Origin of the sequence: Paenibacillus sp. V4I5, assembly GCF_030817255.1 — a bacterium.
Classification (GTDB): Bacteria; Bacillota; Bacilli; order Paenibacillales; family NBRC-103111; genus Paenibacillus_E.
The window spans coordinates 3,267,556-3,280,484 of sequence record NZ_JAUSZB010000002.1; the positions used below are offsets into that span (position 1 = coordinate 3,267,556).

The 12,929-nt window shown below is 47.3% G+C and carries 14 protein-coding genes and 1 riboswitch; all 14 genes read right to left on the reverse strand.

The annotated features are described in order from the left end of the window. The gene (locus tag QFZ78_RS16770) at positions 1-1,605 is read right to left on the reverse strand and encodes a cobyric acid synthase (protein WP_307549227.1); all 1,605 of its coding nucleotides are present in this window, start codon (positions 1,603-1,605) and stop codon (positions 1-3) included. After that, on the reverse strand, positions 1,595-2,704 hold the full coding sequence (gene cobD / locus QFZ78_RS16775) for a threonine-phosphate decarboxylase CobD (RefSeq protein ID WP_307549229.1): 1,110 nt from the start codon (positions 2,702-2,704) through the stop codon (positions 1,595-1,597). The genes QFZ78_RS16770 and cobD overlap by 11 nt, the downstream gene beginning before the upstream one ends. A gap of 289 nt (positions 2,705-2,993) precedes the next feature. Beyond that, the gene (gene cobS / locus QFZ78_RS16780) at positions 2,994-3,842 is read right to left on the reverse strand and encodes an adenosylcobinamide-GDP ribazoletransferase (RefSeq protein ID WP_307549230.1); all 849 of its coding nucleotides are present in this window, start codon (positions 3,840-3,842) and stop codon (positions 2,994-2,996) included. Beyond that, complete coding sequence (gene cbiB, locus QFZ78_RS16785; RefSeq protein WP_307555730.1) at positions 3,815-4,807, reverse strand: adenosylcobinamide-phosphate synthase CbiB; 993 nt, start codon at positions 4,805-4,807, stop codon at positions 3,815-3,817. The genes cobS and cbiB overlap by 28 nt, the downstream gene beginning before the upstream one ends. Before the next feature lie 32 nt (positions 4,808-4,839). Then, entirely contained in the window at positions 4,840-5,400 is a 561-nt protein-coding gene (gene cobU, locus QFZ78_RS16790; protein ID WP_307549232.1) for a bifunctional adenosylcobinamide kinase/adenosylcobinamide-phosphate guanylyltransferase, read from the reverse strand. Between the two features lie 67 nt (positions 5,401-5,467). Then, entirely contained in the window at positions 5,468-6,541 is a 1,074-nt protein-coding gene (cobT, locus tag QFZ78_RS16795) for a nicotinate-nucleotide--dimethylbenzimidazole phosphoribosyltransferase (RefSeq protein ID WP_307549233.1), read from the reverse strand. A gap of 24 nt (positions 6,542-6,565) precedes the next feature. Next, complete coding sequence (locus QFZ78_RS16800) at positions 6,566-7,342, reverse strand: ABC transporter ATP-binding protein (protein WP_307549235.1); 777 nt, start codon at positions 7,340-7,342, stop codon at positions 6,566-6,568. 5 nt (positions 7,343-7,347) lie between these two features. Further along, positions 7,348-8,385: a FecCD family ABC transporter permease gene (locus tag QFZ78_RS16805; RefSeq protein ID WP_307549237.1), complete on the reverse strand. Its 1,038-nt coding sequence runs from the start codon at positions 8,383-8,385 to the stop codon at positions 7,348-7,350. Position 8,386: 1 nt separating this feature from the next. Continuing rightward, the gene (locus tag QFZ78_RS16810; RefSeq protein ID WP_307549239.1) at positions 8,387-9,397 is read right to left on the reverse strand and encodes an ABC transporter substrate-binding protein; all 1,011 of its coding nucleotides are present in this window, start codon (positions 9,395-9,397) and stop codon (positions 8,387-8,389) included. A 152-nt stretch (positions 9,398-9,549) separates the two neighbouring features. Then, positions 9,550-9,703: riboswitch (cobalamin riboswitch) on the reverse strand. 32 nt (positions 9,704-9,735) lie between these two features. After that, the gene (locus tag QFZ78_RS16815; protein WP_307549240.1) at positions 9,736-10,263 is read right to left on the reverse strand and encodes a type 2 periplasmic-binding domain-containing protein; all 528 of its coding nucleotides are present in this window, start codon (positions 10,261-10,263) and stop codon (positions 9,736-9,738) included. A 61-nt stretch (positions 10,264-10,324) separates the two neighbouring features. After that, entirely contained in the window at positions 10,325-10,591 is a 267-nt protein-coding gene (locus QFZ78_RS16820) for an aspartyl-phosphate phosphatase Spo0E family protein (RefSeq protein ID WP_307549242.1), read from the reverse strand. Between the two features lie 68 nt (positions 10,592-10,659). Next, a complete protein-coding gene (locus tag QFZ78_RS16825; protein ID WP_307549243.1) occupies positions 10,660-11,865 on the reverse strand; it encodes an aminotransferase class I/II-fold pyridoxal phosphate-dependent enzyme in 1,206 nt (401 codons plus the stop codon). A 15-nt stretch (positions 11,866-11,880) separates the two neighbouring features. After that, positions 11,881-12,372, reverse strand: coding sequence for an Lrp/AsnC family transcriptional regulator (locus tag QFZ78_RS16830; RefSeq protein WP_171690787.1), 492 nt, complete (start codon positions 12,370-12,372; stop codon positions 11,881-11,883). 184 nt (positions 12,373-12,556) lie between these two features. Then, positions 12,557-12,853: a hypothetical protein gene (locus QFZ78_RS16835; protein WP_307549246.1), complete on the reverse strand. Its 297-nt coding sequence runs from the start codon at positions 12,851-12,853 to the stop codon at positions 12,557-12,559. Positions 12,854-12,929: the final 76 nt, after the last annotated feature.

Genomic DNA, 12,929 nt, shown 5'->3' on the forward strand with positions numbered 1-12,929 from the left:
TTAAACATCCTCCCTTTTCCAAGGCTTTGATATATCCATCATCTCATAAACACGATTCATATCCAAGTGACATCTAACGTGGTCAGCCAATCTATCGAAAGCAGCTTCTCGACGTTCTTTAAAACGAAGGCCACCCTCGATTAGGGATAATCCTTTATGCTTGCGAATACGATTTAACCAGGCACTGCGGAAGTCATCATTATGTAAAATCCCGTGTAAATACGTCCCCCAAACACGCCCATGATCCGCAGCTGCCCCGTCTCCGTGCAGCACATTATCAGAGCTTTCATCATCGAAGCTGGTAAGAGCCTTAATCTGGAAAGGCGTTGCCATTTCTTGCAAATAACGCGTCCGCCCCATGTGGATTTCATAGCCATCAATGGCAATTCCAGAGCTATTTTCAGCAAAAAGTGTGCTGCTTCCCTGAACTTGAACGGTCCGTTTATCGGAAGTAAAGACAGTCTCCGTTGGTAAAAGCCCTAGTCCCTCTAGCTCAGGATGATCTGATTCGTAGCCATTTGGATCAAGCAGCTTGGCGCCTAGCATCTGATAGCCTGCACAAATACCAGCGACCCAACCATTCTCTGATTGCGCGAAAACCTTCACTCGCTCTGCCAGACCAGATTCGTTCAAATACCGTAAATCGTCCATGGTATTCTTGCTGCCTGGGAGCAAAACGACATCCGGTTCACCCCATTCGGATAGGTGGGTAATATAGCGGAAATAGACATCTTTCTCCTCTTGCAGGGGATCGAAATCCGTAAAATTTGAGAGACGAGGCAAGCGAATAACCGCGATATCCAGCTGATCTGCCTGTTTCCCTTGAGAGCTCTCATTCCGTTTACTCTGCATGCGCTTAGAATCTAGTGACGCTGAGTCCTCATCCTCAATGCCTAACTGCGGCAGATAAGGAATAACCCCAAGAACCGGTTTCCCCGTCCTCTCCTCTAGCCAATCCAAGCCCGGTTTCAGCAGACTAACATCTCCACGAAACTTATTAATAATAAAGCCCTTAACACGGTCTCTTTCCTCCGGTGTCAAGATCTCCAAAGTGCCTACGATGGATGCAAATACGCCTCCACGATCAATATCAGCAACAAGAAGCACAGGAGCGTCCGCCCAACCCGCCAGCCGCATATTTACAATATCGCGGTCCTTCAGATTAACCTCAGCTGGACTTCCCGCCCCCTCTAGCACCACTACATCATATTGACTGCGCAGCCGGATTAAAGCTTCCTTCACGATCACTTCAGCCTGCGGCAAATAGGACTCTCTATACGTCCTTGCATCTAAATCAGAGTACGGTTTACCGTGAACAACAACCTGAGCAACCATGTCTTGCTTCGGCTTAAGCAGGATCGGATTCATATCCGTTGTGGCTAAAATACGACAGGCATCCGCCTGAACTCCTTGTGCTCGGCCAATCTCTTTGCCATCAAAGGTAACATAAGAATTAAGAGACATATTTTGCGACTTAAATGGTGCCGTTTGCCAGCCGTCTTGAACTAGAATGCGGCACAGTGCTGCTGTTAAAATGCTTTTCCCCACGTCGGAAGCTGTGCCCTGGACCATCAATGTTGCAGCTTGCATAGTCTTATTCGTCATCAGCTTGCCCCCGGTTCTGCATGAATTCTGCCAACATGTGACGTAACCCAGATATTAACCGTTCGTTGTCTTCGCGAAGACGTACCGCAACCCGGCAATAGCGTTTATTGAGACCTTCAAATAAAGACGCATCTCGGATTAATATCCCTTGGTGCCCCAAATGCTTCTGCGCCATCTTCACATCGATACCCATCCGCTCAGGAAACGAAAAAAGCAAAAAATTCACATCACTAGCCACGACCTCAAGACCCAATTGCTCGAGCTGCTGAGTGAGCCATGGCTTCTCTTCTTGCAGCCACTGCCAGCTGGACTGCTCAAAATCCAAATCATCAAGCACAGCAGTTCCGATGCGCTGCGCTAAATAGTTTACGCTCCACTGCACCTGAAGATGTTGAATTTGCCGAATCAGATCAGGGTGAGCCACCATAAAGCCTAAGCGTATACCCGGGATGGAATAAAATTTCGTCATCGAGCGGATGACGAAAAGCTGCTGACTCGTGGAAGCAAGCTTGAGTAAAGTGTGTTCCTGTTCATTCGGTACAAAATCCATGAAGGCTTCATCAAGCACCAATCTACGGTTACTCTGCATAAGCATGTCCAACACTTGACGAGGGACCAGCTTTCCTGTTGGATTATTCGGATGCCCTAGAAAGAACAAATCCACAGCCGAATAAGAGGCTTCGATATCTTGCTGCTGCAATTCAAAATTGTGCATGTGCGACAGAGAGATGTTGTAAATACCGCCACCTGATTTATGGATCGCTTCTTCATACTCGCTAAAAGAGGGCCTCGCTAATCCTGTTACAGAGGGCTTTAACACTCGCGCGATCAGGTCAATCAGCTCCGCTGCTCCGTTGCCAACTAGTATGCATTCCACTCCGATATCATATTTCAACGATAGCTTGTTTCTAAGTTCACGCACGGCGGGGTCGGGATATTTGACCATATCACGCCACTCGTCTCTGAGAATATGCTTAACAACCGAAGGAGGACCTAACGGATTCATATTCGAGCTGAAATCCAAGAATTGCTCCTTTGGACGGCCAAAGGCTTCTTCTGCCGTCCAAAGGTCGCCTCCATGTCCATAGCGTTCTAGCATGATATTCACTCCTTTCTCTGAGTTGGAAACATTGGACAAACACTGAATAAATGAATCCTATTCTTGGTTGAATATGTTGTAGAAAGTGCAACAATTGCGGTCTAGATCGCACCTTTCTCCCTTCGTTGTTGCATAGTGTACAACAATCTGGCCCTATACAGGCCATTTCGCGACAAATGGGTTCGAATTGTTGTACAAACTGCAACTTCACCTTGGAAAATAGCCTTTAGGCGTGTGAATTGTTGTAGAAAGTACAACATTGGTAACCACCACTTTAGACTATTTACACTCACAAATCTGTTACGAAAATGGTTATGCCCAACAAAAGTAGCGTTTCGAGGAGTTCATTCAAAGCACCATATGTATCTCCGGTTAAACCGCCTAATTTACGGCTTATATACGTGGCCAAAATCCAACCTGTTAAAATCGTGCCTATAGCAAAGCTAAAAATGATAGTTATACCATAGGTTAAAGAGAAAGTTATCACATGAGAATCAGCTAGCCATGTTGAAAACAAAGCGACTATAAGCGTAGTAGTAAAGAGGGCTACTAATGCAGACATAATCACATGCCATTTGGTAACTCCGCGAAAAAAACTCCCTAATCCTGAGTCTCGCCGTGCATAGAGCCACCCTTGAATTGCTGCAACCATAAACCAACGACTCCAGATGGGAACGATGGCAAGTAAGAAGCATACACGACCCATTCCACCAGTACCTAGTAAGGTGTAAAGAAGCGAAAATTTGAGGAGCAGGTGGAGAACACAAACGATGACACCCATGGCGCCTACGCGGCTGTCTTTCATGATTTCTAGCATTTGCTCACGGGGTCTGTGACTAAGAATACCATCCGCGGTATCCATTAGTCCGTCTAAGTGCAGGCCGCCTGTTAAGACAACCCAGAACCCAAGCAGCAGTACGCCTGCGGGCATCGCAGGAAGGACGAGGCTTAACCCTTCGCCTGCTAGGAGTAAAAGAAGACCGATGACGAATCCCGCTAGCGGATAAAATATCACGCTTCTTTGGAATACTCGGTCTGTATAGTCAATTTGCACAGGAATCGGCAAACGGGTTAGAAACTGAAAGGCTGCTATGCAAGCACGCAGCCAGTCTAGTAAAACAGTACGAGTAGTATGCACAGCAATCCTCCCATCACTACAAAGCTGACGCCGTAGAGCATTCTCACGGCGTAGACAATATCCTGCTGCGCTAGCTCCCGCAGCGGCCAGCCCAGGCGAGCGCGCTCACTCGCAGCGCCGCCATAGACGTTCAGCCCGCCCAGCTCAATTCCGAGTGCCCCGGCTACCGCCGACTCCGGAATTCCGCTATTCGGGCTGGGGTGCAGGTGCGCGAAGCGGCGAATCGCTGCCGCTGCGCGCTTCGCCGAGAGGCCCGGCTGCAGCAGGGCGACGAGGATTAACAGGAGGCCGGTCAGCCGAGCCGGGATCCAGTTCATCACGTCGTCCCAGCGGGCCGACGCCCAGCCGAAATGACGGTATCTGTCATTTCGGTAACCGACCATCGAATCCAGCGTATTCGATGCCCGGTACAGCATCGCGAGCGGTGCACCGCCGATCAGCGCATAGAACAAGGGCGCGATGACCGCGTCGACGATGTTCTCCGCCACGGTCTCCACGACCGCGCGCGTCAGTTCTTCCTCGCCGAGCTCATCCGTATCGCGGCCTACGATGTAGCCCGTGTACTTGCGAGCATCTGTGAGATTCCCTGTACGCAGCGGATTGTAAACTAGATAAGCGGCATCCTTTAATCCTTTAATAGCTATCGTTGTGGAAATGAACCACGTAGAGAGCAAGTATCCGAGCCACTCATGTATCGAGCGAGCAGCAAGAATAAGCAGCAGCATCACGCTAAAGCTAAGCACTACAGTAGAAACAGTAAGCATGACACCCTTAGTTCGCAGCCATCCAGACGATGATTTAACCGACGTCTCTTTTCCTTTATGTAACTTGCCTTCTACCCAGCGAATGAAGCGTCCAATGAGAATAACCGGATGTGTCGGCCACTTCGGATCACCAATCAGCCAGTCCAGCGCAATGGAAGCAGCCGTCATACTAACGATTTCCTGCCAAGAATATATCCACATATTGATCACCGTTCCATGCCTAAAGACTTATTCTATTCCAGTCGATAAGCTCTGCTTTTTAGCTCCATGGGGATACCCACCGTGACAAGGAATACCTGCTCACACACCTCAGCTAGTCGTTGATTCATTCGTCCTGCCAGATCACGAAAACTACGGCCAAGCGGGTATTCCGGCACAATGCCGTCACCTACTTCATTCGTAACCAAGATGAGGTGTCCACGGTAGGAGGACACTGCTTCTACAAGCTCGTCTATGTGTTTCATTACCTGAGCAGAAGCATCTACTTCTCCCTCATGATGGAGCAACCAGTTGGACAGCCAAAGAGTCAAACAGTCGACCAAGACCACAGCATCCTCCCCGCTCTCCTGCAAACGGAGCAGTAATTCCCGCAGTTGGAAAGGCTCCTCCCGGGTATCCCATGGATACCCGGAGGCAAGCCTCATCTGCTGATGCAGCTCAACCCGCTCCTTCATTTCCTCATCGTAGATGTGGGAAGTAGCGATATAAATCCCTCGCTCGCTGCCATGCATGGCAAGCTTCTCCGCGAAGGAACTCTTACCGCTGCGCGCGCCGCCCGTAACCAAAACTGCCATGGCGCCTTCGCCTCCTTATCGATGCTTACTGTATAAGCTTACCTTTTAACGGCATGCCCCTATACGGCTAACCCCGCGACACGCCTGCGCTTTCGAATGTCGCCATTTCTTTCATGATCTTGCCTGCGGCATCGATCAAGTTAAAGACAAGCACCGCGCCTGTTCCTTCGCCCAGCCGCATATCCATCTGCAGCATCGCTGCGAGGCCAACCGCTTCGAGCAGCTTCGCATGCCCCTGCTCCTGCGATAAGTGCGAGGCGAGCATGTAGGACGCGGTTAGCGGTGCTAATCGGCTCGCCACAAGCGCAGCTGCCGACGAGATGAATCCGTCGACGACGACCGGACAGCGATTCTTCGCTGCGCCGAGAATCACACCAACAAGTCCGGCGATCTCCAATCCGCCGACCTTCATTAACACATCGAGCGCATACTCAGCGCTTGATCTGTTCACCTCATTCACACGAAGCCCATTCACATCCAGCGCCTTATTCACAACGGACACTTTATGCAACCATTTGCTATCGTCAATGCCTGTTCCGCGGCCAACAGCTATACTCGCATCCAAGCCCGTCAAAGCACACAGAATCGCGGCGCTGGCCGTTGTATTACCAATCCCCATCTCTCCCATAGCAAAGAGCCGGTAGCCCTTTTCCACCAACTCGTCCACAACTTCTATACCAGCTTGTATGGCTTGGACAGTCTCATCCAGCGTTAATGCTGCTTCACGCGACATATTACGCGTCCCTTTTCTTACTTTGCGAGAGACGAGATTAGGATGCTCCAGATCAGCATTTACCCCCATATCGACACAGACAACTTCAGCGTCGGCATGTCTTGCAAGTACATTGACTGCAGCCCCGCCATAAAGGAAATTAAGCACCATTTGAGGCGTTACTTCCGCCGGATATGCACTAATCCCTTCTTCACATACGCCGTGATCCCCGGCCATTACGATGACCGCTTTTTTATCGAAAATCGGCATCACTTCGCCCGTAATTCCGGCAACCTGACGTGCAATATCTTCCAGTTTCCCGAGGCTTCCCTGTGGTTTCGTCAACTGATTTAAATGCTCATTCGCTTGGTTCATTACATCTTGGTAAACAGGCTTAATGCTATCTATAATCTCTTGCATCTTATTCATGATTGTGACCCTCCGATAGCTCATCTATTTTCCTGGCTGTAATAAAATTTGCGGCGCATCGTTAACGGGGTGTTGCAGGACAATCGGTTCAGTTCCATACACTTCGCTGATTAATTCGCTGGTAATGATTTCATCAGGTGTTCCTATCGCTGAAAGTTCGCCATTATGTATAACCATTAATCGCGTGCAGTACTGTGCAGCCAAATTCAAGTCATGCAGGACAGCTACAACCGTCAACTCGGATTCTCGCTGCCATTCCTTGATGTAGTCCATCATCTGTACTTGATATCCGATATCCAAGAACGTTGTTGGTTCATCCAGCATAAGCAGCTGCGGCTGCTGCGCCATCACTTTAGCAAGAGCGACCCGCTGACGTTCACCGCCGCTGAGGCGCTCGATTGTTCGATCAATCAGCGGTTCCAAGTGCAGCTTCCGGACAATCCTATCAATTAAACCTTCTGCATCAGCAGACTCCTCACCAAGCCAATTCTGAAAAGGATATCGGCCCATTTCCACCACTTCACGGACCGTGAAGCCTACTGGAGGCAGTGCATCCTGCTGGAGGACAGCAAGCCATCTAGCCAGCTCTTTTCGTGAATAGGAGGATACTAACCGGCCACCCAGGTCAACACTTCCGTTTTTAACAGGATCAATCCCTGATATTAGACGAAGTAACGTTGACTTACCGCTGCCGTTTGGCCCAATAATACCAAAAAATTCACCCTGCTTGATCTCAAAGCTGATGTTCTCAAGCACTTGCTGTTCCTTAAAGCTTTGGGAAAGGTGCTCCACTTTAATCATCTTGATCAACCTCTTAACGTTTTCTTATCCTTGTGGAGCAAATAAGCAAAAAATGGTGCGCCCAGAAATGCCGTGATGACCCCAAGTGGAATTTCAGTTGGACTCAGCAGGGTACGGGCAAGTGTATCTGCCCAGAGGACATAAATCCCCCCGCCAATGGCGGATAAAGGAATAATCAACCGATAATCCGGACCTACCAATAGTCGCACCAAATGCGGTACGATGAGTCCTACAAAGCCAATAACACCAGCAACAGATACCGCTGCAGCCGTTATGAAAGTTGCTACTATAAGCACAATCAGCTTCGTCCGCTCCACATTCACACCAAGATGTGACGCCTGCCGCTCACCAAGAGCCAGTAAATTTAACGACCTTGCATAGCTAAGCAGCACGACAAAACCGATAATTAAATAGGGTGAGATGATATAGGTATACGACCAACCTCGCATGGCCAAGCTGCCCATTAGCCAGAAAATAATTTCATTAATGACTTGATTGGAAATAGACACCATGAATGATACGATTGCCCCTAGAAAGGCCTGCATGACCACGCCTGATAAAATAAGCGTCTCCATCTTCAGCTTCCCTTCGATCTGGGCAAGCTTAAGAACCAGAAATAAAGAAATAAGTCCCGTCACAAAGGCAACAATAGGAATCGACCACTGCCCAAACCACGCTACTTGCAGTCCAAAATAGATTAAAAATGCGGCTCCAACAGAAGCACCCGAGGATACACCGAGTGCATAAGGATCAGCAAGTGGATTACGCAGCACACCTTGAAAAGCTGCCCCTGCAATGGAAAGTGAGGCCCCTACAAGAATCCCCAGTAATACACGGGGAAATCGCACTTTATTAATGATTTGTTCCGACGACTGCGGCCAGGTTGCATCGATGTGATCTCCCAGCCAAGGAATGTGCTTGGCGAGAATACTGGCAATTTGCAAAACCGGGAGATTAGCGGTTCCCAGCGACAAGCTCGCCATAATAGAAAGAAGAAGGAGTATAACCCCTACTCCTCCCCATAGCATTAATTTTCTTTTCATTTTATTTCACCAGTTCGGGATAAATGCCTTTCGCCATTTCAAGCAATCCATCGGTCAGTCTTGGACCTGGACGGCTCAACATGTTCTGGTCGAGGCCAATCACCTGTTTGTTCTTCACGGCATCAATGGCATCCCAACCGCTTCGCGTACGGATAATTTCATCAAGTGGTTTCTTGCTTTTACTATCGACGACCCCATTGGCGAACAAAATTACACCTGGGTTTTGTTGAATGATTTTCTCTTCGCTGATTTGATACCAGCCTTTTCCGTCTCCTGCGACGTTAATCCCGCCAGAAAGCTTGATCAATTCATCCATGTATTCGCCACTGCCCACTGTCCATCCCGGGGCAAATTCAATGTATACCTTTTTCTTGTTCTCTTGCTTGACGTCTTTCACTGCATTAACAACCTTTTGACGATCCGATTTCATCTTAGCAACCACTTTTTCCGCTTGCTCCTGATGATCTGTAATCAATCCGTAGGTTTGAATGTTCGCAATGGCATCATCCAAGGTTTTCGGCTCCACTTTAAACACGTTAATATTTAAAGCGCGCAACTTTTCTACCGTATCGGGTTTCATTGAAACTCCTGTGAACAAGACATTCGCATTGGCTGCAATAACTGCTTCTTGGTTAGGCTTCGTTATACTGCCAAGCTTCGGTTTCGTTTTGGCCGCTTCTGGATAATCATCGAAATCAGATACACCAACAATATTAGCCTCAAGCCCAATTGCAAAAAGGGCTTCAGTCTCTGCCGGAGACACGGATGCAATACGTTCAGGCGCCTTATCAAAAGTAAACTCCTTACCCGTAGCATCCTTTATCTTCAATGGATAGACCGTCTTTTTGGCTGCTGCTGGTGCCGAAGTTGCAGCAGGAGCTTTCGTTCCCTCCCCGCCAAGCTTAGATGGATCAGACATTTCCGTTTCCTTTTTGCCGCAAGCTGCGAGACTGATTGCTGTTACTAGAGCTAACGTAAGAATAAGTGCTTTTTTTACTGAATTCCTTTTCATCTGACAAAACCTCTTTCTGAACTATTTATTTCGATTGACCCTAACAAAAAAGCCCCTTTGTTCTCGAAGGAACAAAGGGGACGATAAATCGCGGTGCTCAGCAACCCTAAGGTTGCTTCCTGATTTAACGCGATCCTTTTCCTCGAAGGATGTCGTAAACGGCACCATGGGCAGGTATCCTGACTCTCCCGGCAACTCATGCCTGGATTACAGTGGCGGGACCGTGCCGGACTTTAACCGGCTTCCCTTTTAAGTGGCAATCTCTTCTTAATGAGCTTAACCAACACCTATGGCTGCATATTTTACTATCAATCTATTTGTCGATTATAGACTTCTTGTTACTTTTGTGCAATTACTTTGAGCACTTGTTTCGACTCGTTCAACTTTGGAGCATTTTGAGGAATAAAAGCCACCAAGCCTTTTCCTTCAAAACCTTGTTCTTTCATCCATTTGTTTCCTGCAAGAGGAATACCATAAAGATGCTTTTCTGCAGGCTTGCCTTCTTCAGCTATTTGAATAACACCATCCGGATAATCTTCCGGATTGATCGTATCATCCAAAGAAACGAAACCCGCTTGATTACTAAGTGATTTGAATTGATCTTCCGCAAGAATGAAGATGCCATTGCCTCCTGCAGCCAGCTCTACAATCATTTTTTCCATCGAGAATATAGGCGACGTATTAATTTTGACTGTAGGAACTTCGCCCACCTTGGACTTCAAGGAACTCTCCAGCTTGTCCCCCGCTTCACTTGGAAAACCATTAGAGCCCATTATAAATATAGATACATCCGGCTTCGGCCCGCCGCAACCCGTTAGAATCACCATAAGCCCCATCATCATAACTAACAGCCATTTCACTTTCATGTTGTAAGCGTACCTCCGTTTGTTATCTGCATCCATCGATAGTCGCGAGAAAAGTCGGTTTTCACCGACTTTTTTTCCCATTATGCATATATTCATTTATTTTTTGGTCTAGGATTGTGCTCAATTCAACGACGGAATCCGATGTCATTTCTTCGCCATCAAAAACCATCTTTTCTAACCTGCGTCGTAGAGAATGAATCTCTTCTTCTAATAAGGTAAGGGAGTTTTGCTTCTTTGCACGCTTGGTCAACCAACTTTGTCCGAAATCCTGTTCACGAATTTGAAAATGTTTTTGATAGGTTGATAGTTGATATTCCATAAAAGCCATGCTCATCCCTCCTTACTATAAGAATACCAGTTTTCATCAATAATGAACATATTTATTTACGTTATTCATTACAGTTTTCTCATAAAATTTCCAATTCTCTCTAATGCTTCATTTAGTTGAGAAACACTATAGGCGTATGAACAACGTAAGAAGCCTTCTCCACCTAAACCAAACACATCTCCAGGCACGGCAGCAACCTTTGACTCAAATAAAAGCCGCTGTGCAAACTCTTCTGATGTTAATCCTGTAGCAACAATACTTGGAAATGCATAGAAAGCGCCTTGCGGCTCATGGCATTCGAGACCAATATCTCGGAACCCTTTTACGATCAGACGTCTGCGCTGGTTATAGGACTCGATCATCCGATCCTTCTCTTCCAAGCCATTCGTCAACGCCTCGTGAGCGGCTACCTGCCCCATGACGGGTGCGCACATCACAGTATATTGATGAATTTTGGTCATCGCGGAAATCAGCTCCTGGTGACCGCAGGCATATCCCATCCGCCAGCCTGTCATGGCAAAAGCTTTGGAGAAACCGCTAACCAAGATTGTCCGGTCTTTCATGCCAGGAATTGCTGCGAAGCTCACGTGCTTCTGACCATAAGTCAGCTCTGCATATATTTCATCGGAAATGACAATAAGATCGTTCTCTTCAATGACTTTGGCTATCGGAAGCCAATCCTCATAGGTCATAATACCGCCTGTTGGATTGCTAGGATAGCAGAGAATTAATATTTTGGAGCGTGGCGTAATCGCATCGCGAAGCGCTTTCTCAGTCAGCTTGAACTGGTCCTTCGCGAAGGTCTCGATCCCAACAGCTACGCCGCCGCTTATGCTCGTGATTGGGGAATACGAAATATAACAAGGTTCCGGTATAAGAATCTCGTCGCCCGGCGTTATCAAAGCTCGGAGAGCTAAGTCAATCGCTTCACTGCCGCCAACCGTAACAAGGACTTCATTCGATGGCTCATATTTCACTTTAAAGGACGTATGAAGGTAATCGGCAATCGCTTCACGAAGCTCAGGAATACCTGAGTTTGGCGTGTATTTCGTTCTACCGCGTTCCAAGGAATGAACAGCTGCTTCACGAACATGCCAAGGTGTTGAGAAATCCGGTTCCCCTACACCAAGAGAAATAATATCTTCCTTGCTGTTACTAACCAAATCAAAAAACTTCCGAATACCTGAAGGCTTCATTTCACGTACGGCAGGAGCGAGGTAGTCCTGCATCGATTTTACTTTGTTCTGCTGGATCGTTATCTCATCTTTGATCATGGCGTTCCCTCTTCTTTACGGCGAAACGAGCATCCGGTGATCGTCTTCCTGATCCTCGAATATAATGCCGTCTTGTTTGTATTTTTTTAATATAAAATTCGTCTTTGTTGAAAGCACGCGATCAATCGGCGAAAGCTTGTTGGACACGAAAGAAGCGACTTGTTTGAGGGAACTGCCCTCAATTTCGACAAGCAAATCATAGGCGCCAGACATGAGATAAACCGATTTGACTTCTGGATATAAATAGATCCGTTCCGCGATGGCATCGAACCCGTGTCCGCGTTCCGGCGTAATTTGCACTTCAATCAGGGCGGTAACCTTTTCGTCATCCACTTTGCTCCAGTTGACTACTGTTGCGTATTTGACGATGACCTTATCCGCTTCCATCTCGCTTATCGCTCGTGCAACCTCGGCCTCCGCCGTACCAAGCATTGTGGCGATCAGGTCCGCACTCCTGCGGGCATCTTCTTTCAGTAGTTCGAGAATATTAAGCTTCAAAGCATCCATGGTTAAACCTACCTTTCTGAAATCTGATTCGTTCATCCTTTAATCTTACAATGAATTGCTGTCCTAATTCAATTACTGAGCTTGTTTTAGTGCGGAATATTTTTGTATAATCGAAATTTCCGCCCCACAAATAAGAAAAAGGCCACCGGGATCTCCCGAGTAGCCCTCTGCCTACCAGTCATCATCAGGATTGCCCGTGAACCAAACTAACCTTCGATTCGGATTGCAGCAATTTGTTCATCATGCTTTCAATTTCACGATGCTCATACGTTGGACGCACATGGACATGACATTCTCCCGCCATACAACCGATTCCGACAAGCTTATTCTCATCATAAACTGAGATAACGTGCTCCGATTGAAAATCGTTCCAATTCACAATCGCTTGAGTTCCAAATGTTATGCATTCTTCTGTATATGTCTGTATAAATTCCTGGAATTGACCTTCTTCAGGAAGCGCATTAATATAGGCTAGTTTCACAGTATTTCCACCCTTCATTTCAAACCTTATCACACTTATAATTATACTCAATTTTGCATTTTTATTCAACATACTT

Bases quoted from the DNA above. Each gene is read 5' to 3' on its own strand.
- cobU (WP_307549232.1), bottom strand. From the start codon at position 5,400: ATGGCAGTTTTGGTTACGGGCGGCGCGCGCAGCGGTAAGAGTTCCTTC.
- QFZ78_RS16800 (WP_307549235.1), bottom strand. From the start codon at position 7,342: ATGATTAAAGTGGAGCACCTTTCCCAAAGCTTTAAGGAACAGCAAGTG.
- QFZ78_RS16810 (WP_307549239.1), bottom strand. From the start codon at position 9,397: ATGAAAAGGAATTCAGTAAAAAAAGCACTTATTCTTACGTTAGCTCTA.
- cobT (WP_307549233.1), bottom strand. From the start codon at position 6,541: ATGAATAAGATGCAAGAGATTATAGATAGCATTAAGCCTGTTTACCAA.
- QFZ78_RS16825 (WP_307549243.1), bottom strand. From the start codon at position 11,865: ATGATCAAAGATGAGATAACGATCCAGCAGAACAAAGTAAAATCGATG.
- QFZ78_RS16805 (WP_307549237.1), bottom strand. From the start codon at position 8,385: ATGAAAAGAAAATTAATGCTATGGGGAGGAGTAGGGGTTATACTCCTT.
- cbiB (WP_307555730.1), bottom strand. From the start codon at position 4,807: ATGTGGATATATTCTTGGCAGGAAATCGTTAGTATGACGGCTGCTTCC.
- cobD (WP_307549229.1), bottom strand. From the start codon at position 2,704: ATGCTAGAACGCTATGGACATGGAGGCGACCTTTGGACGGCAGAAGAA.
- QFZ78_RS16770 (WP_307549227.1), bottom strand. From the start codon at position 1,605: ATGACGAATAAGACTATGCAAGCTGCAACATTGATGGTCCAGGGCACA.
- QFZ78_RS16820 (WP_307549242.1), bottom strand. From the start codon at position 10,591: ATGGCTTTTATGGAATATCAACTATCAACCTATCAAAAACATTTTCAA.
- QFZ78_RS16830 (WP_171690787.1), bottom strand. From the start codon at position 12,372: ATGGATGCTTTGAAGCTTAATATTCTCGAACTACTGAAAGAAGATGCC.
- QFZ78_RS16815 (WP_307549240.1), bottom strand. From the start codon at position 10,263: ATGAAAGTGAAATGGCTGTTAGTTATGATGATGGGGCTTATGGTGATT.